Here is a 24572-nt window from a genome sequence, read left to right as displayed (position 1 = left end):
AAGAAACGCCTACCGCCGCAGCAGTCGATCGACTTCCGTTGTGGCCCGTTCCGCAGGAAGCCCTGTCCCGACCAGGCAGCCGGCAACAGCACGAAGCAATTCGCGCCGCTCAATGACACTCTGGGACTGCGTCAGCAGCTCCGGCAGCGTTGGTGAAGTATCAGGTTGTCGCTGATCTCGTGCGCCTGGAACTCACGCTGACAACGGTCGGGTTCGGTTCACTGCCATTCGATTTTGCGGAAACCCCAAAGTCGGAGTTCGATATGCGACAGTTGTTCGAGGTCCGAGCGCTGGAAGGATTCGCAGGCCGGTGGCGCAGCCGCGCCCCAAGGGCTCCGATTGTATCTCAATGAGGTGGCTGACCTCAACGCATAACCCGCATAGCCGGATGCGAAGCTGAGCCGCGCCAGAAAACCACCTTCAAATGCTGCCGTCCGGCACGAGCCGCTCCTCAGAAAGCGATCCAAGCGCAATCGTGGCACTCCAGTGCGATGGTGCCGTTGATCGCCTCGCCCCGTCGTCCAGCTCGAGCTGTGATCAAGCTTAGACTGGAGCGGGGAGCCCGTGAAAGGCGCGTCCATCACATGGCTGCTTACGTTACACGCTATATTTCTGGGAATTATATTTTCACCGGTCTCTATCTATACGAAAGTATATAGTATATTGACACATGAGATAATAGTCGTTGCCGATCCATTTTCAGTTAATAGGCATTAAGTCGAGGAAAATTTTCTTGAATTTCATTGGTCGAGGAGAATCGCCATGGAAAAGCCGATGCCCGTAACGTCATCGAAAAATTCGGAACACGGAATGATCGCGCGTCGCGAACTCCTGAATTTTCTGGCTGCCAGCCCGCTTGCCGCGACCCCAACGGTCACCTCCATGATCGCATCGGTTCTAGCATCCCTGCCATATCGGGCTTCGGCGCAAAGCTATGATGTGCTGCGCGCCTCGCCTCGCACGCTTGGTCCGGACGGGATCATCGCTGCAGCGGGGGACGCGCTGAACGTGTTCGAATTCGAACCTGCCGCGAAGAAAGCCGTTCTGGCCCAGGACGCGCCGGCGCATTGGGGCTATCTAGAAAGCGGAGTCGATGGCGACGTAACGCGCGACGTCAATCATTCAGCTTACGCTCGCTACAGTATTCGCGCAAAACGGCTGATCGACGCGCGCAAGGTTGATACCAGCGTGAAAATCTTCGGCGAAACTTGGCGCAGTCCCGTTTTTCTCTGCCCGGTCAGCAGTCTTGGCGCCTACGATGCGGACGCGGGAGTCACAGTGGCGCGCGCCGCCGGCAAGCGCGGACACCAGATAATCCTCTCCACAGTGGATAATGCGAGCATTGCCGATGTGAGCAAGGCGCATGGCTCGCCGGCCTGGTTCCAACTTTATCCAACAGACGATTGGGCCGTCACGAGAACGCTGGTGAACCGCGCCGAAGCTGCTGGTTGTCCGGCAATCGTCCTGACGGTCGACCGGCAGGGCGGCCGCAACACCGAGACTCTGTTTCGTATGCGGCGACAAGATCAGCGCGATTGTTCAGGTTGTCACACGCCGGGCTTTGCAAATGACGTTGGCCGCAAGGCAAATTTCGCCGGAATCGACGTTTCGAAGGTCACGAACCTCTACGGCACCGGCATGACGTGGAGCTTCGTCGATCGCCTGCGCACGATCGTCAAGGGCAAGCTCCTGCTGAAAGGCATCGTGACTGCCGAAGACGCCAAGGAGGCGCTGCGTCACGGCGTCGATGGCCTTCTGGTTTCCAACCATGGCGGGCGCGCCGAAGAGAGCGGACAGGCGACGATTAGTGTTCTGGCTGAGATCGTGGACGCGGTAAATGGGCGCATTCCAGTTCTCATCGATGGCGGAGTGCGTCGCGGTACCGATGTCCTGAAAGCACTAGCCGTCGGCGCGGCAGCAGTGGGCATCGGCCGGCCATATGTGTGGGGCCTCGCGTCATTTGGCGAGCCCGGCGTAGACCGCGTACTCCAGATTCTGGACGACGAGTTCATCACGATCATGCGCCAGACGGGTGCACTCAACGTTGGTCAGATCACGCGGGATACTGTTTCGCGAGTCTAGCCAACGAAAGTTCCTGCGCACCGATGAAGCAGGCGGTACGGATCGACAACGGTGGGATATGATTGTCAGGCCGCGTTGCGTTCTGATTACAGAGCATTTTTTGTGCGCGGCCTGGCAGGTAGCATCCGTCGCTTATCTGTCCCGGAACCCAGTTGTTGTGTGCAGGCCTCCGCACGCTGCTCACGCATCGTGAGCAGCGTGCGTCTTCGCATATCGAGAGAACCCGACCTTGATAGCGACTAGTAACGGGGCCGCGACCACGAAGAGCAGAGCGACCGCGTTGAAGGCGGTGTCGAAGGCGATCACGGCCGACTGGCCGTTGACGGCCCGGCCGAGCAAGCCGGCTGCGGCGCGGCCGGCGGCAGCGGCGTCCATCCCCTTCGCCATCAGCATCGCCGTCAAGGCGGTCAGCCGCTCGATGACGGCGGGCTTGCCGGCGGAGAGATTGGCGCCGAGGACGGCGAGATTGGCGATGGTGTGGTGGTCGATCAGTGTCTGGAGGGCCGCGATCCCCGCGAGGCCGCCGAACTGGCGACCCGTGTTGAATAGGCCGATGCCGCCGGCGAGCTTCCGGTCGTCGAGATGGCCGAAGGCGATCAGCGTGATCGACAGGAACAGGAAGCCGAGGCCCAGGCCGCGCAACAGCACTCCCGCCATCATGTCGGCTGCGCCGCTCTCGCTGGTCGAGCCGGAGAGCAGCCACATCGCGATCATCAGGATCAGGATGCCGAAGGGCACCGTGGCGAAGGGCGGCAGGCGGCGGAACTGCACGAGAAGGGCAACAAGCAGGAGCGCGCCGATGAAGGGCGCGCCGCTCGGCAGCAGGAGTTGGCCGGCATCGGTTGGCGTGAAGGCGAGAACGGAGACAGCGAAGGCCGGGATCACGAAGGCGCTGCCGGACAGTGCGGCGCCGGCGACGAAGCTGACTATGAAGGCGAAGGTAAAATCGTTCGTTCCGAATACGGTGAAGTCGAGCAGGCCTTGGCCTTTGGCCATGGCCTGCTGGCCGAGGAACGCCAACAGCGCCACCGCGCCGATCAGCGCCAGCCACGGGATGCGCGGTTCCTCGAGCCAATCCCACCGACTGCCCTGCGTCAGGACATAGGTGAGGCAGAAGAACGCCACCGAGATCAGCGAGAAGCCGAGCCAGTCGAACGAACGAGGCGCGCCCCTGGCGGGCATCGGGCCTTCCGCCATGAGCAGGAGCCCTGCAGCCGTGAGGGCGAGCGGCACGATGCCGAAGAAGATCCAGGTCCAGGATTGGGCGTCGATCAGCCAGCCCTGAAGCGCCGGGGCGAGTGTCCCGGGCGCGACGACGGCGCCCATCGCAAACAGGCCCTGGAGCAGAGGCTGGTGCAAGCGCCGGAAGCGCAGAAAAATGATCGCCTGGCCCGCGACGAGCAGGGCGCCCCCGGAGAAACCCTGGACGATCCGAAGCGCGATCAGCAGGTCGAGCCGGGCCGTCATGGCGGCGATCCCGGAGGCCATCCCCATCGCCAGGGTCGAGGCGACGAGCACGCTGCGCGGATCGAGGCGGTTCATCAGCCAGGGTGCGGTGATGAAGCCGATGAGCTTGAGCGTCGTGTATCCAATGTCGAGCCAGGCGAACTCGTCGGGTGTCGCGGAGGTGTCGCCGATGATGTCGCCGCGCCCGAGCGACAGGACGGTGCCGGCGATCGCCTCGGTCAACGCGGCGAGCACAATGCCGGTGAGGAGAAGGGCGCCGGCTGTGGTGCTGCTGCGGCCGGGCATGGCGGTCGCGGCCATAGTCATGAACTGCCTCCCAGAGCGATCTCGACACGTGCCGACAGGCCGGGCACGAGGCGGCCGGGCAGGGGATTGCCGAGGAACCGGATCTTGACCGGAACGCGCTGGACGACGCGGACGAAATTCCCTGTCGCATTGTCCGCGGGGAGCAGGCTGAAGGCGGAGCCGCTGCCGGGCGCAAAGCTGTCGACCACACCCTCGAGCCCTTGGTTCGGATAGCCGTCGACGCTGATGCGGACGCGCTGGCCGGGCCGGATCTGCTCAAGCTGGGTTTCCTTGAAGTTCGCCACGACCCAGACATCGTCGACCGGAACGATGTCGAGCAGAGAGACGCCCGGCGCGACCAGCCGGCCGACACGGACCTGGCGGTTGCCGACGATGCCGCCGACCGGCGCACGAACTACCGTATTGTCGAGATCGATCTGGGCGAGATCGCGTGCGGCCTGCGCCTGCGCGAGCGCCGCCACAGCCGCCTCGCGTTGCGTGGACAGCACGGCGATGCGCTGCTGCTGCGCCTCGATCGTTGCGGAAGCTGCCGAGAGGTTCGCCTCGGCCCGCGAGCGCGCGGCGTCGCTTTCATCGAGCAGGGCTTGGCTAACCGCATTGCTGCGGATGAGCTCGCGGCGCCGGCCCTGCGCCCGTGTCGCGAGGGTCAATTCCGCGATGGCGGCCTGCTTCTGAGCTTCGGCTTGCCGGACCAAAGCGTGCTGGAGCTTGGTCTCGGCATCGACATTGGTGACGCGCGCCTGCGCGGCCTCGACATTGGCCACGGCTTGCGCGAGCTTCGCGCGATAGTCGGAATCGTCAATCCGGAACAGGATGTCTCCGGCCCGGACGGCTTGATTATCCTCGACCTCGACCGCTGTGACGTAACCAGAGATCTTCGGCGCCAGCGAGGTCAGATCACCCCGGATATAGGCATTGTCGGTCGCTTCGCCGCCCGAGTGGGCGTTGGCCCATCCGGCGGCCACGGCCGCAACGGCGCCGAGGCACAGCAGCAGGCCAACCAGCTTTCTCTTCTTGGGTGGCGCTGCGGGGGCAGTACTCTTACTACCTTCGTCCGTGACGACTGCGCTCATATCATCGAGGGGGTTCATTGTCCTGTTCCCGTTGAATGCCAAAGGCTGCGACTGGTTCACTTCATGACGAACCCGGTCAGCTTCGTGCCGTCGGCGTCGAGCACACGGTCAGCCTGCATGTCGCGGGCGTTCGCGCTGACACGGTGGAAGGGGCGGGGCTCCTCGACGCGGTTTTCTCCGGCTTTGTAGGCCTTCTCCGGCGATCCGCTGACGTCGCTGCGGATCACGTCTTCGAGCACCGCCGCATAGACGGGGCGGCTTTTGCATGCGTGTGGGTTGGCAGGCCGGCCACCCGGCCCGCATTCGTCCGGCACGCCCCGGTGCCGTGACAGCGCGCGTCCGGGAGGACCTTGCGCGGTGTCTGCCTCGCCGGAGAAAGTGCCGGGCGAACTCGTGGAGCGGCATGACTTTGTACCTATGCTGCGATATGCCATGACACGTTCGGTAATTATGGTTACCGCCAACATGTACGGTAATCACAGTTACCGATCAAGATGGCCAGTGCGGCCGTGACCGCCGCGCAACGCATGCGCGATCGTCCTGGAAGCATGCCGATCCGACGGAAATCACGCTATTGAGCCAGTGGCTTGGGGGTCCACAAAATGAGTCTATGATGACTAGACCGAAAGGTAGGTCCGGCACCCGGATGGTCAGCAAGGGGACGGTTATTGCTAGCTCGGAGGATTCCAAAATCGGAAGCGAAACCCCCGTGGAGGCAGCAAAGTCAGGTTCGCCAGGCGGTAGGCGAGCGGCGCTCTTGCAAGCGGCTGCCGAGGTCTTCTTCGAGCAAGGCTATGCGGCGACAAAAATCGACGCCATCATCGATCGTGTCGGTGGATCGAAGCGCACCATCTACAACGAGTTCGGCAATAAAGAAGGCTTATTCCTGGCCCTCGTCGTGGAGAACGTAGATAAAGTGCTGTCGGCGTTTCCGATCGGAGAGATCGGGACGCGAGAGTTGCGTGAGACGTTGACGGCGTTCGGTCAGCATCTCATGGCGGTTTACATGTCTCATACGTTGCTCGGCATTTATCGAATTGCGATCACCGAGGCTAATCGCTTCCCTGAGCTCGTCAAATCGTTCTATGAACAAGGCCCCGGCCGCGCTACGTCCCAGCTCGCCGGAATCCTTGAAGATGCCAGAAATCGAGAAGAGATCCGAGCGGACGATTGCGAGCGCGCTGCCGGACATTTTGTCGGCATGATCCGGGGCAATCTTCATCTACAGGTCGTTCTCGGGCTGCGCCCGCCGCCGTCGGGCGAGGAAATGCAGCAGGAGGTTGTTTTTGCGGTGGAGGCATTTTTGAGGGGCGTTCTACCGAGCTCGGACAAGTAAGAGATTGCCCGAGCGACCGAGTCTGTCTCGCGCTTCAAGGTTGGCCGGCAGCTTGTAGCGGCCTGTGATCAAAAACACCGGCAACCCGGGCCGGGCTTTTGCCACCACTTCGCGAAGCTCAAATCCATCCATATGAGGCATCCCGATATCGGTGATCACTGCATCGAAACCGGATGACGGAATGGCTAGAAGCGTTTTGCGCCGAGGAGAAGGTGCGGACTGCGTAGCCGGCCGACTCCAGAAGCTCTCCGAGAGATTCGAGCAGCCTTAGATCGTCATCGACTACTGCCAAACGTCTCTTCGTCTCTTCATGCTCAGCTCTTTCCCGATCGGCGCGAGTGTCCTCTTGAGAGCAGCGCATTTGATCCAATCCTCGAAACGGGTCGTGCCGATGCGTGCGTCTGCAGCGGGCAGGAGCGACCGCTCGCTTAACAGGGCGCGGAAATAGCGGGCGCTGGAATCGTCACGACCTGGCGGGCATCGCCAGCGACCGCGAGGAAGCAGCGGACAAACTCGTCGAGGCGGAAGCGCTCCGGGCCGGCGACCTCGACCATACCGTCGAGCGGAGCGCCGAGAGCGATCGCCGCCAGCGCCTCGGCGACATCGTCGGAAACGATCGGCTGGATGGCGACCGCAGACGAACCGCTCTGCCGATGGCGGCCGCCGCGGAGGGCGGCGGGAACGCGACGGTTATCTCACATCCGGCAGCGACAGCTAATGCATGGTCGACTTGACCGTCATTCCGGCCGGACGAGTTGCCGACGAAGGGCAGCGGACCCAATCCCGCTGCCGCATCGTCTGGCGCTCGCCTAGTCGCCCGTTTGGGCACCTCTGAAGGTGCCTCCGAACTTATGCGATCTGGCTTTGACGGCCGCGAGGCCGGTGGCGCCTGACCGGCGGCTCAGTAGTCCCACCAGGCCGGCACCCAGCGGAAGACTTTGCCCTCAGCCGCCACGCGACCGACGGATGGGAACGGCATATGCGTGGACACCAGCCAGGAGCCGGTCGTCGCCAGCTCGTGCATCAGGCGTAGCCGAACGCGGGTCGCTTCTTCGGGGTCGTGTTCGAAGCCGTTGTGCCACTCGGGATGGTCGAACGAGACCGGAAACATGGCGTCACCGCCGAACATCAGCCGGTCGTCGCCAGACGCGATGCGGACCACGCTGTGCCCCGGGGTGTGGCCACCCGTGCGAGTGACAACTACCCCTGGCGCGACTTGCTGCTCCTGCTCGAACGTCCGCAGCTCAGTTTGGTAGACCTCCAGGAAGCGCTTCGACGCATTTCTGGCGATCTCCGCAAGAGCCGGCGGCATGCCGGTGCGAGAGAAATCAGGCGCTTCCCAGAACTTGGCTTCCGCGGCAGAGACATGGACCCTTAGGTCCGGCCGAAGCTGCTCTTTCACTCCTTCGACGAGGAGCCCCCCGACATGGTCAAAGTGCATGTGCGTGAGCACCACGTCGGTCACAGAGGCCAGATCGACGCCGGCGGCCGCCAGTCGCTGGCCGAACAGGCCGGCTCGCGTGAAGTCCGGAACTTCGCCACCAATTCCGCTGTCGATGAGAATGGTCTGTTTCCCGCTGCGCACCACGACCGCGTTCAGTGCCCAATCGAATGTGTCGTGCGCCAGGAATGACCGATCGAGCCAGGCGTTCCGGGTCGCCGGGTCGGCATTAGTAGCCATTGACTCTGCCGGCGGCTCCAGAACGCCGTCGCTGATCACTAGCACGTCGATCTCGCCCACCCGCACTGCGTAGCGCGACGGAACCAAGTCGTCGCGCTCCAGCCTCTCGCCAGATGATTTATCAAAGTTCTTCGTCGTTTGTGGCTGTCCCACGAGATTCTCCTGCTGATCCTTGTCAACTCAGCCGTATCAGCCACCTCCGAAAGTAGCTGCGGCTTCGGCAAATAAGCTCGGATTCGATGCCACATTAAATCAAACAACGGTCTGGCCGACTTGAACCAACGTGTAGGCTCTCATCGCTCATAGGTTAGTATTGAAGCGGCATCATTGTCTCTTCCCGGAAGAAATCACACTGTCACATCGCGCCTCTGAACAAAATCCGACGAGATCAGCTAGGAAAGCTGTGTCTATTTTGTCCGGCACTTATCGGGCATGGGACACTTGGAGTCGCCCATCACTCGGTGCATTCGTGCTCGTCGAATCGACGGTACGTCGCGGGCGTCGCGGCAACCCGCCACGCCGGCTCTCCATCGAATCCTCCGCGTGATCCTGCCTGCCGTCGGCGCATCCCAATGGGAAGCAACGCTGCCGGTCAGTTCGACATGCATCGACAAGCTGCAGCGACAACCTTTCCCATCACATGGCCCGCCCGGGGCACTGCTGATGGAGTTGGGGCTAGGCATTAGCGAACGGCGGGACGACATAGTCTACTCGAAAATCGGTTGGGAGGCCGAACCGGCTTGAGCGATAAGCATCCGCGCAGCTCACGACTGCCTCGAGATGCCATCCTCTGCGGAAAAATTGATGCTAGCCCGCTCTCCCACGTGTCCGCTCACCAAGACTAGTTTCGAGCGGGCCTGCATCCATCGGGTGTGAAAGGCGAGGCCCTAACAACGGCACGTCAATAGAAAAGGTCGATCCCTCGTTCTCGACGGAACGCACCGAAATCGGGTGGTGCAACATTTCGGCTGTCTGGCGTACTATCGTCAGGCCGAGCCCAAGTCCATCGTGAGAGCTTGCGGCGCCGCAGCGCTCGAAAGCGTCGAAGATGCGCGACAGTTGACCATCCGCGATGCCGTTCCCATCGTCCTGGACGTCGATCTGAAGCGTACCACCGCGTCCCCTGCAGGATACCGAGACATGGCCGCGCGGTCCGGCGTGTCGGATTGCGTTACCCACAAGGTTGCGCAGGATCGTTTTCAGCATTGCTGGATCGGAGTGGATGCAAACCGGAGCAGAATTGATCTGAAGGACCGTACCGCATTCATCCGCGTATGCGCGCCAGTCGCGTTCGACTTCATATAGAATGCCGTCGAGATCGACGGGCATTGTCCTTGGCATTGTCTTGCCCAATTGCGAGAGCCGGGCGATGTCATCGAGCTCCGAATTGAGCCGCCTCATTGCATCGAGTGCAGTTTTCAATCTTCTCGCGACAGGTGCCGAGGTGTTATTTCCGGCCGCTCGGGCGATCGACAGCATTGCTATCTGTATTGGTTGCTTGAGATCATGCCCCGCGACCGCCAATAGGCGCGCCATCGCCTGCAACGACTGATCGGCGGCGCCTCGCGACTCCTCCCCAGGTTCGGTGATGCTCATCTTGGCCCTCATGCTCATCATGGCCTTAACAGGTGGCGGAGTCGGTTCCGCGGATTCACTTTGGCGAATGCCAATAATTTTAGAATTATGCCAAAGATTAGGTCTTAGTCTTAAAAATCTACTTTCATTATCCCATTTATAAACGTATGTATAATATTCTTATGCCATCTACGTTTTGAAATTGGAATATATCGCGTCTATGCAAAAATATTTGTAGATATCCAAGGCATATCTTTACCTCTCCGGCGCTAAATTTCTCGCCTTGGTGGGAATTAGGCATCGACACCACTCTATCTTGTGGCACTGGGTCTTGCGGATAAATCGGCGATCAAATTTCGCATTTCACCTGACGACCATGCATTTACACGGAGAGATGCTAGGCTGACATTTCCACTGCCGCCATCTTAGAAAAGATGAGCAAAGCAGACAGAAAGCGCGACGCCTAACGTATTGGCAAAACGTGTTCGCCAGATTGGCGAGAGGACGCAGCGCTCGATCAGTAGTGCTACAAGGCCGTCCGGTTCGCCACTGTTGCGCCTGCTCAAACAGCGCCGCGTTCGCAATAAGTCGTTCGCACCAACGCTCACGTCATTCCCGTTACCGTGACGCACCTCTGACTTTGCGATCCAAGGAAAAATGCACGGAGTAAAAGCCGAACTTCGCCGCGTCGACGCCCTCTGGCACACTGCTTTAGTTGGCCGGGGCCAGCGACTGTGCCACGTATCGTCGCAGCCAATCCTCGAAGCGTGTCGGCGCCGCAATGCGCTGATGATCACCAGGCACGAGGGTGTCGTTACGCAACACAGCTCCAAAATAGAGCGCTTTGGCATCGGCAACGACCGGCCGCGGATCCTCGTTCGCGGCCAGTATTTCACGAGCGATTTCGTCGAGCCGAAAGCGGTCCGGGCCCGCGATTTCCAGTTCGCGGTTCTGCGCGCGCCCGAGGACGACGTCGCGCAGTGCGAGCGCGACATCGTCGCCTGCGATGGGCTGGATCAGGGCCGGCGAAATGCGAAGCGAATCTCCTTCCGCGGCGGCCTCGACGATTCCGTTGATGTATTCAAAGAAGGGCGTCGACCTCACGATCGTATAGGGCACGTTTGCGCTTCTCACGATCACCTCTTGCATCATCTTGGCTCGGAAATACCCGCAATCGGGTAGCCGATCGGTCCCGACGGCAGAGAGAACGACGTGATGCTGGACGCCGGCGGCCTCCTCGGCAGCGAGCAGGTTCCGTCCGGAGGCCTCGAAGAAGGCGAGCGCGGCGTCCTGATCGAAGGTCGGAGAGTTGGAAACGTCCACGACCATCTGCGCGCCGGACAGCGCCTCGGCCAGACCTTCTCCGGTGACCGTATCGACGCCGCGCGATGGCGAGGCGATTTCGATTTCGAGACTACGGCCGGCCAGCGCATCGACGAGCTTGGACCCGATCATGCCGGTCCCGCCTACCACAACGATCTTCATGCGCCGTCTCCTTGATATCCTCGCTCCCTGAGGAATGCATCTCACTCGTCGAACGGCGCGCGCTCGACAGAATCGACCGACGACGGCGCGCGGTAGTCCGCTACGAGCCGCTCGCCGAAATCACGCACGAAATTGTCGTAGGTGGTTTCAGGACGGGTTCTGGCGATGTGGCAGAAGCACTGCGTCATCAGCCGCTTCATCCCGAGCCTCGGATAGGCCAGGAGGATCTGCTGGACCTCGTCCGGCGGGAGCGCGTCGTATTGCAGTCCGACGACATCTAGGCAGATGCCTGCCGTGCAGAGCGCAACCTCAGCCTCCTTGTAGAGGCCGATCGACGGTGTTGAGTTGAGGGCTACGCTGTCCCAAATCAACTGAGCACGACGCTCGTCGACACCGCTCTCTCGGGCAAAGCTTCGGGCGAGATCGGCGCCCTCGACCTCGAACCGTCGCGGCCCGTTGAACCGCTCGTTCAGCGTGACATCGTGCAGGAGCGTCCCGACAGCGACGACTTCCTCATCATGATGGATATGCCGAAGCTGCCCTAGGCGAGCGGCGAAAAGCCAGGAGCGCACAACGTGGTTGTACAGGTAAGGCTCGCATGCTCGGCGAGCATAAGCGAGAGCGCTGGCCACCAGTTTGGTATCCGGCACAGCAACGCCGGCCAAAATTTGACGGTCTTTTTGGATTTCTGACATGGCTTTCGAGGGCCTCGATCGACGGATTCCAGAAGCTGTCAGCGAACGGTCGGGTCGCAGGCCGCGGCTTCCCTGTGCGATGACTCACCGCCGAAGCTGATCGGCGGACGGCAACTATGACGAGGCGGCTTCGCCAGCCGCCTCGTCCGTGAGCGTTACCCTCGGACGAAGGCAAGGATGTCTCTGTTGATCGTATCCGCATGGGTGGTCGCCATGCCGTGCGGGAACTTGTTGTAGATCGTCAGGGTCGCCCGCTTCAGGAGCTTCGCCGAAAGCGGGGCGCTGTCGCCGATCGGGACGATCTGATCATCATCGCCATGCATGACGAGAGCCGGAGCCTCGATGACCTTGAGATCCTCCGTGAAATCGGTCTCGGAGAAGGCCTTGATACCCTCGTGATGAGCCTTGGCAGCTCCCATCATGCCCTGGCGCCACCAGTTCTGGACGACGTTGGCATCCGTCTCGCCCCCGGCGCGATTGAATCCGTAAAACGGCCCCGATGCGAGATCGGTGTAGAACTTGCTGCGATTGGCCGCGAGACTCTTCCGGAGACCATCGAAGACTTCGATCGGCAGGCCGCCCGGGTTCCGCTCGGTCTTGACCATGATCGGCGGGACTGCGCCGATGAGAACGAGCTTCGCCGTACGGCTCCTGCCATGGCGCGCGACATAGCGCGTCGCCTCGCCGCCTCCGGTGGAGTGTCCGATATGCACGGCGTTGCGCAGGTCGAGGTGTTCGACGACGGCCGCGGCGTCGGCCGCGTAGTGGTCCATGTCATGCCCGTCGCTGACCTGGCTCGAACGGCCATGCCCACGCCGGTCGTGAGCGACGACCCGGAAACCCTGGGCCAAGAAGAAGAGCATCTGGGTGTCCCAATCGTCCGAACTGAGCGGCCAGCCATGGTGAAAGACCAGCGGCTGGGCCGATTTCGGGCCCCAATCCTTGTAGAAAATCTCAACGCCATCCCGCGTGGTGACATAATTCATGCGTCGGCTCCTTTTGCTGTTGTGAGGGGGAACGGTGGCGGTCTGCGCCAAGGACTGGAGCGGAAGCGTGCCAATCGCCGCCATGCCGGCGCCGCCGCAAAGAAGGTCCCGCCGACTGAGGTCGGTGGAACTGGATAGTGCTTTGTTGGGCATTGGCGCCTCCAGGGCGCAGATACTGGTTGCGGGACCGAAATGCTCAGGGCGCTCGATTGAGCATCAAACCCCGACACTTCGACCTCAAGCCGGCGACAACATCGATCTGGTCGTCAGATTTTCGAGGTATGTCTATTTTCATCTTCCTAAAATGACGATCAATACGCTCGAAGACAGTATGGTCTATTCAAACGTATAGATCACGTCGACTTCGGCATATTTTGATTTCACTCAGGAGCGACCCAACTGACGGATCATCAATGGAGATCCACATGGGAAAATTGTCGAACAAGGTCGCCGTGATCACCGGCGGCAACAGCGGGATCGGCTTCGCGACAGCGCGCCTGTTCATAGCCGCTGGCGCGAAGGTGCTGATCGTCGGTCGTCGAGAAGACGCCGTGACCGAAGCCGTCGCCGCCCTCGGGCCTCAGGCGACCGGCCTCGCAGGTGATGTTGCCGACCTCGGCACGCACGAACGTGTCGCCGCGCTGGTCTCCGATCGTTTCGGACGGGCCGACATCTATGTGGCGAATGCGGGCAGCATCCGCATTCAGCCGAGCTTCAACGTGACGGTCGCCGACTACGACACGCAATTCCTCACCAATGCGCGCGGCACGTTCTTCGGCGTGCAGAAGATCACTCCGCTATTGCGTGAGGGCGGAGTGATCTTGCTGACGAGCTCGATCGCGAGCCGCAAGGTGCTGGATGGTCACGCGGTCTACGCTGGCAGCAAGGCAGCAATCGAAGCGTTTGCGCGCAACTGGGCCCTGGAACTTAAGGACAGGCGCATTCGCGTGAACGTGCTCAGCCCCGGCCCGACCGATACGCCGATTATTGGAAAGCTCGGCGTCGCTCCGGAAACGCAGGCGCAGGTCGAGGAGCAGGCCGCCCGGATGATCCCGTTCGGCCGGATGGGCAAGCCGGAAGAGCTCGCACAGGCGGCGCTCTTTCTCTGTTCCGCCGACGGGCAATTCATCACCGGCGTCAACCTAGCCGTCGATGGCGGCATCACGCTGACCTGATCTCAGGAGAGGTTGCCATGCCGTTCCTTAGCTTAGCCATTCCGGCGCATTGGCGAAGCATCACGCCGTGACCATAAGCTCTGGAGCACCGAATCCGGTGCCCCAGCCTCACCAAGGCTAGGCGGCGTTCGCCATACGCATGCCGACCGGAAGAGCCTCCCACGCCCTGATAAGTTCGCCGAGGGAGGCAACTTCCATCTTCCGCATCAGGTTACCCCGGTGCAGCTTGACCGTGACCTCGCTGATGCCGAGGTCGAAGGCGATCTGCTTGTTGAGGCGACCCCGTGCGACCTCGCACATGACTTCGCGCTCCCGTGGCGTCAGAGTCTGCAGGCGCTCAACACACCCTTTGATCTTCGCAGCTTCCGCCCTGCGCGCCGCATCCAGCCCGATGGCCGCATTGACGGCGTCCAGAAGCGTCTGGTCGCGGACCGGCTTCGTCAGGAAATCCACCGCGCCCGCCTTCATGGCCTGGACGGTCATGGGGATGTCGCCATGCCCAGTGAGGAAGACGATCGGCTTGGGATTTCCATTCGTGGTCAGATGGCGCTGTAGATCGAGCCCGCTGAAACCGGGCATACGCACGTCGAGGATGAGACATCCCGGCTGGTCGAGCTTACCGGTCTCGAGCAGCGCCTGTGTCGAGCTGAACGAAACCGCTGCGAAGCCGGCCGACTCCATAAGCTCAGACAGTGCGTCTCGGACCGAGGCGTCGTCATCGACAATGATGACGAGAGGCTGCTGTTCTTCGGCTGCACCTCGCCTGGAGGAGAGCACCGACTTCTGCGAGAGTGAGCGGTCAATGATCATGTTCACCTTCCACGTCCTTGTTGAGTTAGTGCCCTTGCGATCGCCGCGAGTAAGGCTTGGCCATCGAACGGCTTGCAGAAGAAGCTCTCCACGGCCCGCGCCCTGATCTGCTCGGCGATCTCGTGGCGCCCGGTGATGAGAAAGACCGGCAGCTCCGGACGTTCTTGGTTGACGAGGTCGCGCAGCTCGAAGCCATTCAGCCCCGGCATGCCGACATCGGTGATGAGGAGATCCAGTCCGGAGAGGCCAGCCCGGGTCAGCGCTGCCGCTGACGAGAAGCTACGAACCGCATATCCCGCAGACTCGAGCAATTCCTCAAGCGATTCGAGCAATCTCGGATCATCATCGACGACGGCCACGACATATTTATTCTTGGTCACACTTATATTCCTCCCATCCGGCGCGAATGCTGGATCGGGATTTCCAAACGCCCCGCAATTCGCACCAGGTCGGCGAGCGATGACGCCGCCATTTTCTGCATCACGTTTCTTCTATGAATCTGAAGGGTCACTTCGCTGATGCCGAGCTCGGCCGCAGCTTGCTTGTTGAGGAGTCCGCTCACGACCAGCGGAAGCACGTCTCGCTCTCGCGGAGAGAGCTCGTGATAGCGTTGCTTCAGCAGCGTGAGCTCGGCGCGCTTCGCCCTTGTTTCACGGTCCTGCGCGATCGCCGCGTGGATCGCTGCCAGGAGCGCGGTATCGCTGAACGGCTTCGTCAGGAAATCGACGGCGCCATGCTTGATGGCACGCACAGACGAGGGAATGTCGCCATGGCCAGTGATGAACACGATCGGCGGATGGTCGTCCCGCGCGATCTGCCGTTGCAGGTCGAGGCCGTTGATATCGGGAAGCTCGATATCGAGAAGGAGGCAGGCCGGGAGGTCGGGCTTGTCGGCGCCGATATAGTCGCCGGCGGATTGGAACAGCACCGACCGAACCCCGTTGGCCTCGAGCAACTCGCCCAGCGCCTCGCGCAGCGCCTCGTCATCGTCGACGATGAACACGATGGTGTCGTCAACGGTCATGATCCGCTTTCGCTTCCGCCGGGAGGGTGAAGATGAAAGTCGCCCCGCTGGGCTGATTGTCCTCGGCCCATAGCCGCCCGCCATGGGATTCGATGATGGTGCGCGATATCGCCAGCCCCATGCCCATCCCATGGGATTTGGTCGAGAAGAACGGCTCGAAGACCTTGTCCGGGGCGCCGATACCCGCGCCTGTATCGCGGACTTCGGTCCTGACGAACTCGCCGGCGCGCAGTGTTCGGACGCGCAGAACCCCGCGCCGAGCAGGCTCCATCGCCTCAAGGCCGTTGCGGATCAGGTTGACCAGAACCTGCTGAATCTGGATGCGATCCAGCTCCAGCGACGGAAGACCTGCCTCGACCTCGACCTCGATACGCATGCGGCACCGGACCGCCTCTTCCATCATCAGATCCCGCGCTTCATGAAGAATGGCGTCGAGCGGGCAGAGGTTTCGCGCTTGGTCCGTCTGCCTGAACAAGGCACGAACCCGGCCGACGACATCGGCGGCTGAATTCGCATCCCTGATGATACGTTCGATGGTTTTCTGCGCCCGCTCCAGATTGGGCGGGTCCGAGGTCAGCCAGCGCTGGCACGCGTGCGAATTGGCGACCACGGCCGCGAGCGGTTGGTTGACCTCATGGGCGATCGAGGCAGATAGCTCGGCCAGGCTCGCAGCTTGCGCTGCGCGTGCCAGGCGTTCCTGCGTCAATGTCAGCGCTTCTTGCGCGCGCACCTGATCTTCGATCTCGAAGCAGATGCCGTTCCACTGAACGATCTCTCCCTCGGCATTTTTCATCGCCGCGGTTCGCGTCTCGACCCAGCGATACTCGCCATCCGCCCGCCGGAGGCGGTGCTTCATCGCATATGGCGCGCCCGTCGCCAGCGAGTGCCCGTATCTCTCTTTTACGTCGGGCAGGTCGTCGGGATGGATGATCGCTTCGAGAGTGCCGGTCAGGCGTGTCCGTCCCTCCGCGTCCTTGTCACCGAGCCCAAAGCCAAGAAACTCCCCCAGCTTCTCGCTTCGATAAATCGGTTCCCCATTTGGCGCAGCGCAGTAGATGAGGGCCGGCAGTGTCTCGACCAACTGGCGCAGCGATTGTTCGCTTTCCCTGAGCGCCTCCTCGACGCGCAACTGGTCGTCGATGTCATGGGACAGACCATACCACTGAATGATGCCGCCATCGTCGTCCAGGAGCGGCTCGGCACGCCCGTCCATCCAGCGATAAACACCATCGTGACGTCGCAGGCGATAGCGCATCGCGTAAGGCCGACCGCTGCTGAGACAGTCCTTGATTTCTGCCCAAACGCGACTGGCGTCGTCCGGATGGATCGCAACCTTCAGGGCGGCTGCGTATCGCTCCGTCCGGGATTGCTCAAGGACACCGTCATCAATGCCCAGGAAGTCGATGAAGCGGCGGTTGAAGAAATTCGGCGCCCCGGTCGGGGTCAGTCGCCAGAGGAAGCTCGGAACCAGATCGATCAGCCGCGTCAATTCCTGCTTTCGGAGATTGAGTTCGGTCTGGGTGGTGATCAGATCATGGATATCGACGGATACACCGTACCATCGAATAATCTTACCGGCTTCGTCGCACAGAGGTTCTGCGCGCGTCTGTGTCCATCGATAGGTGCCGCCAGCCCGATGCTGGAGGTACTTGATGTCGTACGGCGCGCCGGTCGCGACCGATCTCGCGAAGGTTTTTTCTGCCAGCTCCCAGAAATTCGGATGAATCATCTTCTTCAACGATAGAGACCCATCCGACGCCTTGACTGTATCGAGCGTGGCGCCGGTGACCTCCATGATCCGCCTGTTAAGATAGATGGGGCGGCCCTCCGCTGACATGCTCCAGATCATGGCAGGCACCGTGTCGATGAGCTGTTCGAGATGCTTTTCTCGCTCTCGCAGCGCAGCCTCGGTTTTCTTATAGACGTCGATATCGATCGAGGTGCCGAACCAGCCGGTGATGCGCCCCTCGCCATCCCGTGTCGGCCGCGCTGAAATGCGGTGCCAGACATAGTGGCCCGTTGCGCGAAGCATGCGGTATTCGATGTTCCACGGCTCGCCCGTCTTGAGGCAATGGCGCAGGGTCGCAGCGGCCCCGTCGACATCGTCCGGATGAACACCGCGCATCCAGCCGACCTCACCGCCATCGATGAATTCCCGCTCGCCGAGACGACGATTGAGATCCTCCAGAGCCATGTCGATGGCAATCTGGGCCGCAGGGGTCACATAGGTGAATTTCCCTGTCGCATCGAAAGCCCAGGCCTTGCCGTGCAAGCTCTCGATTACCTTGGCGGCCTGCACTGCCTGCACGGTCTCGCCAAGCGATTCCGCGACAGTCCAGCGATCATCCGGTCTCGACACCATGGCGTCGACATCGACGCTCACGCCATAGCCCGGCTCGGCGCGCAATTCGGTCCAGCGATAGCTGCCGTCCGGCTCACGCAGCCGATAGCTCGTCACTTGCGGCACGCCCGTCCAGAATGCGTAGGCCGCGGCATGCGCGATCGCAGGTCGGTCATCTGGATGGACAGCGCCTTCGGGGACGCTGTCCATGTCGCCTGCCAGCCCGTCCGGCTGCCCGGCCGCTTGCCGACCCATCGCGGCGAGCCGGCTGCTTCGGCGAAGCGGATATGGCGCAAGAAGCAGGCCGATGCAGCCGGCCACCGTGGCGAGGGCTGCGAGCGACCGCGACGCGTCCCGTATCGCGCCCGGATACAGCATCGCGGCGAAGACCGCCCCGGCAAGGGCGACCAGCAGCCCACCCCAGAGTGAAAGGAGCCAATAGCCCCGGGCGTAGAGGAAGAGAGCGCCGAGGGGTGCAAGAATGCCGATGGGAGTACCGGCCGACCAGCATGCCGCAAGGCCAAGGGCCAGCATCACGAAGATCATGGCCGGCGGCGTTCGATGAAGCGCTGCTATCATGATCTGCTGCTCCTCTCGGAGACGGAATGCCTCGAAACCGTCACCGCTTCATCTAGCACCAGTTCGCGAAGACCAGACTGGCAAACTCGCCAGACCCTAGCGCCGGGACGCTGCAGCTGCACTTATGGAAATCCATGACTTGCAAGGAGATCGTCCAGTGTTCCGCTGCTGCGCGCGAGACGGCATGCGGGCAAGCGCCGCAACCCACCGCGGCACCAGAATGGAGACTCCTAGGCAGGCCCGGCCAGCGAAAGACCGCTCGCGCCGCATTGGTCATGGATGAGGTCGATGATCTCGTTCTTGGCGGATGTCCCCGTTACGAGGCTCGCGACACGGAACTGCAACTCCACCTCGATGGCCGCCGCATCGATGGCCTTCAGGGCAACGGCTGGCGGGGGATCCTTTACGATACGGGTACTGGTTTCCAGCACGGAGCGCATGGCGTCCTCGATGATGCGCGGCCGCTGCCCGGCCGCAAAGCGCAGGCCCAGGGTGAGCAGATGCGACTCGTCGGGGCGGCTCAAACTGGTCAGGCTCTGCTTCGCCAGCAGACTGTTCGGCAGCACGACGATGTTGTTCAACCCAGTCAGCAGGTTGGTGGAGCGCCAATTGGTTTCGGTGACGCGTCCCGCGGTGCCGTCGTTCAACTGCACCCAGTCACCGATCGAATAAGCTTTGCCGAGCGTCAGGGCGATGCCGGAAAAGACATCGCCTAGCGTATTCTGCAATGCGAGGCCCAGGATCAAGGCGACAACGCCCGACGTCGTGACCAGCGTGGCGATCGGCAGGCCGAAGACGAACCCCATGACCGACAGTGCTACACCGAGATAGATCCCGGCGACGGCCATATCCAGGATCAGGTGCGCTTCGTGAGGCTTACGATTGAGCCTGACGTAGATGTGGATGAAGCCGATGATCGTCCAGGCGAGGTGGGTCCACCAGAGAATTCTGGCGGACTTGGAAAGCACCGCGGCCAGCCCCTCCGCATGGAGGTCGTCGGGCTGATGCGGAGCGATGCCTCCCGCATTGAGCACGACGCTCATGCCGATGAAGAACAGGATCTGGACGATCAGGCGACCCGTCGGACGGCCGCTGCCCTGAACGTGCCACACGACGATGCCAGCGGTTCCGAGGATGTTGATCAGCACCAAAGGCAGGAAGTGGTCATCGCCGGGCATGGAAAGAGGTTCCGTTGGCGGTCGCTCATGCTGAGGAAGACGGTGCGCCGGATGGCTGTCCGGCGTCGCTATCTACTTCTTGAGCGGGAAGGTCAGTTCCTGCTGGGCGGTATCGACGACGAACACGGCAAGCAGTTTTGCCGGGTGGGTCTTGCTCGCGTTCTCGCTGACGCCGTGACGGTCGCCAGGGAATTCCGAGAAGCTCTCGCCGGCTTTGTAGACCGTGGCGGGGCCATCATTGACCTGGCTGCGGATCGCTCCTTCGAGCACCGTTGCATAGATGAAAGCGGAAGCAGGGTGTGTATGACCATCCGAGAAACCGCCCGGAGCGTATTCGACGAGAACGCCCCTCATGCTCTTGCCCGGTACGTTAGGCAGCTCGCGGTCGTAGACCAGCGTAACCTTTGCTCCTTCGCCACCTCCGGGCGTGTCATGTGCGAATGCCGAAATCGACAGAAGCGCTGTCAGCGCAAAGACGCACGCCAATGACTTGATCATGTCTATCGTCCTTTAACGATGAAGGTGGATGAGCCGCTTCGAAATCGGCTCATCCACGCGCGGTTATTTCCGGGGAGCTGTCGCGAACCAGCGATCGAAGTCGATCCGGCCGACGCGGGGATTGTTGTCGGAGACGAGCGAGCCAGCCTCCAGCTTGGTCCCGAAATACCTGGCATCCGGATCAGGGACGACGGTGCGGGTATCTCCGATCGCCTTAAGGTAGCGGGCGACGAAATCGCAAAGGGACGCGCGCTCCGGGCCCGAGATTTCGATGATGCCGTTGGCCGGCGCGGCCAGTGCCGCCTCAGCGACGAAATCGGCGACATCGTCGGACGCGATCGGCTGAAGATTGCCCGTCGACAAGCGGGCTGTGTCGCCGGACGTGCCGGCCTGGGCAATGCCGCCGAGGAATTCCATGAACTGCGTGGACCGCACGATCGTATAGGGAATGGCGGAGTTCCGGATGATCTCTTCCTGAGCGACCTTGGCGCGAAGATAACCGCTGTCAGGCAGACGGTCCGTACCGACGATGGAGAGAGCGACGTGATGCTTGACGCCGGCCACCTTCTCCGCCGCCGTCAGGTTCTTGCCGGACGTCCGGAAGAACTCGAGCACAGCCTTGTCCTCGAAGGAAGGCGAGTTCGCGAGGTCGATCACCACCGCAGCATTCTTGAGTACCGCGGCCAGACCTTCGCCGGTGATCGTATTGACGCCGGTATTCGGGGCGGCGGCGATGACGTCATGCCCCTGCTTGCGCAGGCGCTCCGCGACCTTCGACCCGATCAATCCGGTTCCACCGATAATGACGATTTTCATGAGATGCCTCCTGCGCGGCCGCCGATGCGGCGCGCGGTTCGATCAATCTAAGGATGTCGACCTCGACGAGGACGGGTTGTCGGCCGAGCCGGCATGGCTTTGGAAACTGCGCAGCCAGGCTCGGCCGAGAGCCAGACTGGTATTCAATAGTCCCAGAAGACCGGGACCCAGCGGAAGGCGTTGCCCTCGACCGCGACACGACCGACGGACGGAAACGGGAGGTGGGTGGCCACGAGCTGTTCGCCGGTGCCCGCCAGCTCCGTCAAAAGACGCAGGCGAACGCGCGCCGCTTCCTCGGGGTCATGCTCGAAGCCGTTATACCAGTCGGGGTGTTCGAACCCGACAGCGAAAACGGCGTCGCCGGCGAACGTCAGGCGGTCGCCGCCGGAAGACAGACGGACCACGCTATGTCCGGGCGTGTGGCCGCCCGTGCGGCGGACGATGACACCCGGCGCGACCTCGTGTTCCTCGTCGAACAGCCGCAGGTGACTGCGATACTCTTGCGCGAACCGCTTGGCGGCCGCTCGAAGGGCATCCGGGAAACCCGCCGGCATGTTGACGTGCGTGAAGTCGGGCGCCTCCCAGAACTTCACCTCGGCGGCCGCCACATGGATCCGCAGGTCCGGGCGCAGTCGGTCCTTCACCCCCTCGACGAGGAGACCACCGACATGGTCCATATGCATATGGGTCAGCACCACGTCGGTGACGGAGCCGAGATCGATGCCGGCGGCCTCCAGGCGCTTAACCAGTTGTCCGGCCCGCGGCAGGTTGAGTTCCGGATCAAGACCCAGCCCGGCGTCGATAAGTATGACCTGCTCGCCGCTGCGCACCAGGACCACGTTCAGCGCCCAGTCGAAAGCGTCGGACGGCAGGAACATGTCGTTCAGCCAACTGGCCCGCTCGGTCTCGGCGACGTTATGCCCCAGCATCTTGGTCGGGAGCGGCAGCACCCCGTCGCTGACTACCAGGACATCAATCTCGCCGACCCGCACCGCGTAGCGCGACGGGACCAGCTCTTCCGGCCCCGGTCGTCCGGAGCGTGAAGCGACGTCTAAGCTCATGGCTCTCTCCTAATTGCTGCCGTTCAAGTCACGGCTTGGAGGACATTAGGTTGAATGTATTATGCGAGCGATTGGACGCAAATATAAGTTTACCTATACCATATAATAGGTTGATTCAGATTTATGCAAAAGATCTCGCGATTATTGTATTCTACAATACCGATTGCCAATCGTCGTTTATATAAAACGAATATCTATTCTATACGCAATCCGACAAGCGATGACCGCGAATAATTCGGTGGAGTTTGCCCAGTTCGATCACCGTGGCCGTTGTTCGACTATCGAGACGACGCAGCCATCTCGATCATGGATACGACCTCTGCGGGGTGCGAAATCATCAAGGCATGCGACGCGCCGTTGATGGCGACGGTCTTCACCATCCGCGCGCGCTGCGCCATGAAATCCATCGCAGCCGGCGGAATGTTCCGATCACCGGTTCCGTAGATCATGTACGACGGCAGCGACTTCCACGAAGGCACGCCCGACGGCTCGGCCAGGGCTGCTTCGGCAACAGGCCGTTGTGTGGCAGCCATCAACGCAGCCTGTCCTTTCGGAACGTCGGCAGCGAACTGCGTCTGGAATTTCTCCGGTTTGATATAGAAATCGCGCCCGCTATTTGGCGTCGCGACCGCCCGGATCGCACTTCCCAACGTGCTTCCCGGAAACTTGCCCGAAAGTGACAGGCTGGATTCCCCTGTCTCAGGCGCGAACGCGGCCACGTAAACGAGCGCCTTAACATTCGCCTGCCCATTCGCAGCTTCTGTGATCACCGGCCCGCCATAGGAATGGCCGACGAGAATGACCGGGCCGGAGATGGATCGTATGAGTGTCGCGACTTCGGCAGCGTCCCCCTTCACGCTGCGTAGCGGATTGGCAGCCGCGATCGTTTCGTAGCCCGCCTTGTTGAGCCGGGCGATCACCGCATTCCAGCTCGCGGATTCGGCGAAGGCACCGTGCACCAGGATGACGATCGGCTTGGTGCGAGGTGCTGCTTGCGCTGGTCGCACAGCCATGGTGAGCAGCGCGGCGGCTGCTGCCAGGGCGAAGACACTCGGTTTCATATGCGTTCTCCGGGTTTGTCGGTAGGGTCAGAGCAGCCAGCGCAAGCTAGCGCCTGGAGTGGCTTGGCCAACGAATTCGCCGATCAATCCAGACGTCGGCGTCGAAGACAGGAGGAGGCGCAGTCAAGCGGCTGGGCAGCGGCGGACAGGGAGGGGCTTCGGCTTGCCGGCAAGGAATTCCGCAGTGCCCAGAGCGTCAGCGCCAGTCCGAGAAGCGCCGGCAGCGTCACCGCCGGAAAGTCCCGCGGAATGACAGCAGGCGAGCAGATTCCGACGGCAACCTCCCAAAAATGAAAGAGCGCGTGCGCGCAAAGCCAGGACGTCGCGGCTGTCCATAGTCCAACGCGACGCTCCGGCGCGAACAGCCCGAGGCCGAACGCCACGCCGAGGAACATCTGGATCATCCCGATGTCGCGAATGAAGTGCTGGTTGAAGAAGCCGGTATCAGTGACGCCCGGAACCATCTCGTACCAAGCCAGTGGCGCGATCAGCATGAAAAGGCCGTTCGCGGTCAGGAAGATGCCGTTGAACGCCACCATGATGATGATCGTCGCGGCAGCGGCGCGGCCTCGAGGGAGCATCGCCTCGCGTGTCAGGAGCGCTTTCATCAATCACCTCTCGCCGAAGTGCGCTTACCACCGAGCACTCGCGTGATCTCGGAGCGGGGTGACAGCGCAGGAGCGAGGGCAATTGTTTTCGTTGAGTGCTTGGATCTCTACTGGCCCCTCCGATCTTTGCTCTCGATAGATCGTCAGACGGACCTGTACCTTGGCATAGATGAGAAAGGGCAACAGCATGTGCGGAGCCTGATCCGATCCCCGTGGATCGAGCTCCAACCCGCCTGCTGCTGGCCAGGATCGTAGTGAGAGATGCCGGAGCTGGGAGCTCGCGACGCTAGACGCCAACCTCCGAACGTCCGGCTCCGGGAGCTATGCCAGATTCCGCTTTGGCGCATTCTTTGCGGCAGGCCTGTGGGTAGTTCTGGCCGCTGCATCCCCCATGGCGGCCATCAGATGTCGCTAAACATCGCGACGGGCCTCGGCCTCGGCGGCAACGAATCCTACCCCGACCTGTTCCAGCCCTATAGCGGCTTCCCGGACGGCGTGCGCGTCGAGGCCGGCCACATCATCATGCCGGACCTGCGGGGCATTGGCTTCGAGGGCAAAGCCGACCTTATCGCGGAGATGCGTAGCCTCGCCGCGTGAGGTATGCTCGTTATTTGACTAAGGCGCCATCCTTATGCGCTATGTGTGGACGGCTCCCCGTTGGCAAGGGCTTTTTGAACGTTCTGCAGAGCTGGTCGGTGCGGCCATGTGTGTGAGATCGCCTGCAATGTTGGGTCT

General features: G+C 61.7%; 21 protein-coding genes and 3 pseudogenes. 4 read left to right on the top strand and 20 right to left on the bottom strand.

Annotated elements, in window-relative coordinates; genetic code table 11:
- Positions 1 to 762 precede the first annotated feature (762 nt).
- On the top strand, positions 763 to 2082 hold the full coding sequence (locus ASE66_RS29265) for an alpha-hydroxy acid oxidase (protein ID WP_244495108.1): 1320 nt from the start codon (positions 763 to 765) through the stop codon (positions 2080 to 2082).
- Between the two features lie 180 nt (positions 2083 to 2262).
- Here ASE66_RS29265 and ASE66_RS29260 read toward each other — a convergent pair whose 3' ends face one another.
- The 3 genes from ASE66_RS29260 to ASE66_RS29250 are packed head-to-tail and all read right to left on the bottom strand — an operon-like array spanning position 2263 to position 5242.
- Positions 2263 to 3855 (bottom strand): MFS transporter, encoded by a 1593-nt coding sequence (locus ASE66_RS29260; RefSeq protein ID WP_057193521.1) that lies wholly within the window; start codon positions 3853 to 3855, stop codon positions 2263 to 2265.
- A complete protein-coding gene (locus tag ASE66_RS29255; protein ID WP_057193520.1) occupies positions 3852 to 4946 on the bottom strand; it encodes an HlyD family secretion protein in 1095 nt (364 codons plus the stop codon). The genes ASE66_RS29260 and ASE66_RS29255 overlap by 4 nt, the downstream gene beginning before the upstream one ends.
- A 38-nt stretch (positions 4947 to 4984) precedes the next feature.
- Complete coding sequence (locus tag ASE66_RS29250) at positions 4985 to 5242, bottom strand: hypothetical protein (RefSeq protein ID WP_156412389.1); 258 nt, start codon at positions 5240 to 5242, stop codon at positions 4985 to 4987.
- A gap of 443 nt (positions 5243 to 5685) precedes the next feature.
- On the opposite strand from ASE66_RS29250, the gene ASE66_RS29245 reads away from it, so the two are divergent.
- On the top strand, positions 5686 to 6264 hold the full coding sequence (locus ASE66_RS29245; RefSeq protein ID WP_244495107.1) for a TetR/AcrR family transcriptional regulator: 579 nt from the start codon (positions 5686 to 5688) through the stop codon (positions 6262 to 6264).
- A 48-nt stretch (positions 6265 to 6312) separates the two neighbouring features.
- Here the strand turns inward: ASE66_RS29245 and ASE66_RS31685 are convergent.
- The 6 genes and pseudogenes from ASE66_RS31685 to ASE66_RS29220 all read right to left on the bottom strand — a co-directional run.
- Positions 6313 to 6625 (bottom strand): annotated as a pseudogene (locus ASE66_RS31685) (response regulator); the annotation flags it as partial.
- 540 nt (positions 6626 to 7165) lie between these two features.
- Positions 7166 to 8047: an MBL fold metallo-hydrolase gene (locus ASE66_RS29240; protein ID WP_413814309.1), complete on the bottom strand. Its 882-nt coding sequence runs from the start codon at positions 8045 to 8047 to the stop codon at positions 7166 to 7168.
- Between the two features lie 705 nt (positions 8048 to 8752).
- Positions 8753 to 9541 (bottom strand): sensor histidine kinase, encoded by a 789-nt coding sequence (locus ASE66_RS29235; protein ID WP_244495106.1) that lies wholly within the window; start codon positions 9539 to 9541, stop codon positions 8753 to 8755.
- Positions 9542 to 10231: 690 nt separating this feature from the next.
- The gene (locus tag ASE66_RS29230) at positions 10232 to 11005 is read right to left on the bottom strand and encodes an SDR family oxidoreductase (RefSeq protein ID WP_057193517.1); all 774 of its coding nucleotides are present in this window, start codon (positions 11003 to 11005) and stop codon (positions 10232 to 10234) included.
- A 41-nt stretch (positions 11006 to 11046) separates the two neighbouring features.
- A complete protein-coding gene (locus tag ASE66_RS29225; protein WP_057193516.1) occupies positions 11047 to 11700 on the bottom strand; it encodes a hypothetical protein in 654 nt (217 codons plus the stop codon).
- A 155-nt stretch (positions 11701 to 11855) separates the two neighbouring features.
- Positions 11856 to 12686 carry an alpha/beta fold hydrolase gene (locus ASE66_RS29220; RefSeq protein WP_057193515.1) on the bottom strand — a complete coding sequence of 277 codons (831 nt, stop codon included), beginning with the start codon at positions 12684 to 12686 and terminating at the stop codon, positions 11856 to 11858.
- 425 nt (positions 12687 to 13111) lie between these two features.
- Here ASE66_RS29220 and ASE66_RS29215 point away from each other — a divergent pair, with 425 nt between their 5' ends.
- Entirely contained in the window at positions 13112 to 13861 is a 750-nt protein-coding gene (locus tag ASE66_RS29215) for an SDR family NAD(P)-dependent oxidoreductase (protein WP_057193843.1), read from the top strand.
- A gap of 117 nt (positions 13862 to 13978) precedes the next feature.
- On the opposite strand, the gene ASE66_RS29210 is transcribed toward ASE66_RS29215, so the two are convergent.
- The 11 genes and pseudogenes from ASE66_RS29210 to ASE66_RS29165 all read right to left on the bottom strand — a co-directional run bounded on the left by ASE66_RS29210 (position 13979) and on the right by ASE66_RS29165 (position 23837).
- Positions 13979 to 14671, bottom strand: coding sequence for a response regulator transcription factor (locus tag ASE66_RS29210; protein WP_057193514.1), 693 nt, complete (start codon positions 14669 to 14671; stop codon positions 13979 to 13981).
- Between the two features lie 2 nt (positions 14672 to 14673).
- The gene (locus tag ASE66_RS29205; RefSeq protein ID WP_057193513.1) at positions 14674 to 15051 is read right to left on the bottom strand and encodes a response regulator; all 378 of its coding nucleotides are present in this window, start codon (positions 15049 to 15051) and stop codon (positions 14674 to 14676) included.
- A 2-nt stretch (positions 15052 to 15053) separates the two neighbouring features.
- Positions 15054 to 15695 carry a response regulator transcription factor gene (locus ASE66_RS29200; RefSeq protein WP_057193512.1) on the bottom strand — a complete coding sequence of 214 codons (642 nt, stop codon included), beginning with the start codon at positions 15693 to 15695 and terminating at the stop codon, positions 15054 to 15056.
- Entirely contained in the window at positions 15685 to 17595 is a 1911-nt protein-coding gene (locus tag ASE66_RS29195; protein WP_413814308.1) for a PAS domain-containing protein, read from the bottom strand. Before ASE66_RS29195 ends, ASE66_RS29200 begins: the two co-directional genes overlap by 11 nt.
- Positions 17596 to 17604: 9 nt before the next feature.
- Positions 17605 to 18246, bottom strand: a pseudogene (locus tag ASE66_RS34060) (PAS domain-containing protein); the annotation flags it as partial.
- A gap of 599 nt (positions 18247 to 18845) precedes the next feature.
- Complete coding sequence (locus ASE66_RS29190) at positions 18846 to 19793, bottom strand: mechanosensitive ion channel family protein (protein ID WP_057193510.1); 948 nt, start codon at positions 19791 to 19793, stop codon at positions 18846 to 18848.
- A gap of 72 nt (positions 19794 to 19865) precedes the next feature.
- A complete protein-coding gene (locus ASE66_RS29185; protein WP_057193509.1) occupies positions 19866 to 20291 on the bottom strand; it encodes a cupin domain-containing protein in 426 nt (141 codons plus the stop codon).
- Between the two features lie 63 nt (positions 20292 to 20354).
- Positions 20355 to 21107 (bottom strand): SDR family oxidoreductase, encoded by a 753-nt coding sequence (locus tag ASE66_RS29180; RefSeq protein ID WP_057193508.1) that lies wholly within the window; start codon positions 21105 to 21107, stop codon positions 20355 to 20357.
- 143 nt (positions 21108 to 21250) lie between these two features.
- Positions 21251 to 22168 carry an MBL fold metallo-hydrolase gene (locus ASE66_RS29175; protein WP_057193507.1) on the bottom strand — a complete coding sequence of 306 codons (918 nt, stop codon included), beginning with the start codon at positions 22166 to 22168 and terminating at the stop codon, positions 21251 to 21253.
- Positions 22169 to 22446: 278 nt separating this feature from the next.
- On the bottom strand, positions 22447 to 23229 hold the full coding sequence (locus ASE66_RS29170) for an alpha/beta fold hydrolase (RefSeq protein WP_057193506.1): 783 nt from the start codon (positions 23227 to 23229) through the stop codon (positions 22447 to 22449).
- 83 nt (positions 23230 to 23312) lie between these two features.
- Positions 23313 to 23837, bottom strand: a complete 525-nt coding sequence (locus ASE66_RS29165; RefSeq protein ID WP_200964656.1) for a hypothetical protein — start codon at positions 23835 to 23837, stop codon at positions 23313 to 23315.
- Positions 23838 to 24206: 369 nt separating this feature from the next.
- On the opposite strand from ASE66_RS29165, the pseudogene ASE66_RS29160 reads away from it, so the two are divergent.
- Positions 24207 to 24434, top strand: a pseudogene (locus ASE66_RS29160) (mandelate racemase); the annotation flags it as partial.
- Positions 24435 to 24572 lie beyond the last annotated feature (138 nt).

This window comes from Allobosea sp. Root483D1, from assembly GCF_001429505.1.
Classification (GTDB): domain Bacteria; phylum Pseudomonadota; class Alphaproteobacteria; order Rhizobiales; family Beijerinckiaceae; genus Allobosea.
The sequence above is the reverse complement of the archived record's forward strand: the minus strand, read 5'-3'. Positions and strand labels throughout refer to the sequence as shown.

Bases quoted from the DNA above. Each gene is read 5' to 3' on its own strand.
- ASE66_RS29230 (WP_057193517.1), bottom strand. From the start codon at position 11,005: ATGAAGATCGTTGTGGTAGGCGGGACCGGCATGATCGGGTCCAAGCTC.
- ASE66_RS29180 (WP_057193508.1), bottom strand. From the start codon at position 21,107: ATGAAAATCGTCATTATCGGTGGAACCGGATTGATCGGGTCGAAGGTC.
- ASE66_RS29235 (WP_244495106.1), bottom strand. From the start codon at position 9,541: ATGAGCATCACCGAACCTGGGGAGGAGTCGCGAGGCGCCGCCGATCAG.
- ASE66_RS29185 (WP_057193509.1), bottom strand. From the start codon at position 20,291: ATGATCAAGTCATTGGCGTGCGTCTTTGCGCTGACAGCGCTTCTGTCG.
- ASE66_RS29260 (WP_057193521.1), bottom strand. From the start codon at position 3,855: ATGACTATGGCCGCGACCGCCATGCCCGGCCGCAGCAGCACCACAGCC.
- ASE66_RS29255 (WP_057193520.1), bottom strand. From the start codon at position 4,946: ATGAACCCCCTCGATGATATGAGCGCAGTCGTCACGGACGAAGGTAGT.
- ASE66_RS29190 (WP_057193510.1), bottom strand. From the start codon at position 19,793: ATGCCCGGCGATGACCACTTCCTGCCTTTGGTGCTGATCAACATCCTC.
- ASE66_RS29215 (WP_057193843.1), top strand. From the start codon at position 13,112: ATGGGAAAATTGTCGAACAAGGTCGCCGTGATCACCGGCGGCAACAGC.
- ASE66_RS29265 (WP_244495108.1), top strand. From the start codon at position 763: ATGGAAAAGCCGATGCCCGTAACGTCATCGAAAAATTCGGAACACGGA.
- ASE66_RS29175 (WP_057193507.1), bottom strand. From the start codon at position 22,168: ATGAGCTTAGACGTCGCTTCACGCTCCGGACGACCGGGGCCGGAAGAG.
- ASE66_RS29210 (WP_057193514.1), bottom strand. From the start codon at position 14,671: ATGATCATTGACCGCTCACTCTCGCAGAAGTCGGTGCTCTCCTCCAGG.
- ASE66_RS29220 (WP_057193515.1), bottom strand. From the start codon at position 12,686: ATGAATTATGTCACCACGCGGGATGGCGTTGAGATTTTCTACAAGGAT.
- ASE66_RS29225 (WP_057193516.1), bottom strand. From the start codon at position 11,700: ATGTCAGAAATCCAAAAAGACCGTCAAATTTTGGCCGGCGTTGCTGTG.
- ASE66_RS29200 (WP_057193512.1), bottom strand. From the start codon at position 15,695: ATGACCGTTGACGACACCATCGTGTTCATCGTCGACGATGACGAGGCG.
- ASE66_RS29170 (WP_057193506.1), bottom strand. From the start codon at position 23,229: ATGAAACCGAGTGTCTTCGCCCTGGCAGCAGCCGCCGCGCTGCTCACC.
- ASE66_RS29165 (WP_200964656.1), bottom strand. From the start codon at position 23,837: ATGAAAGCGCTCCTGACACGCGAGGCGATGCTCCCTCGAGGCCGCGCC.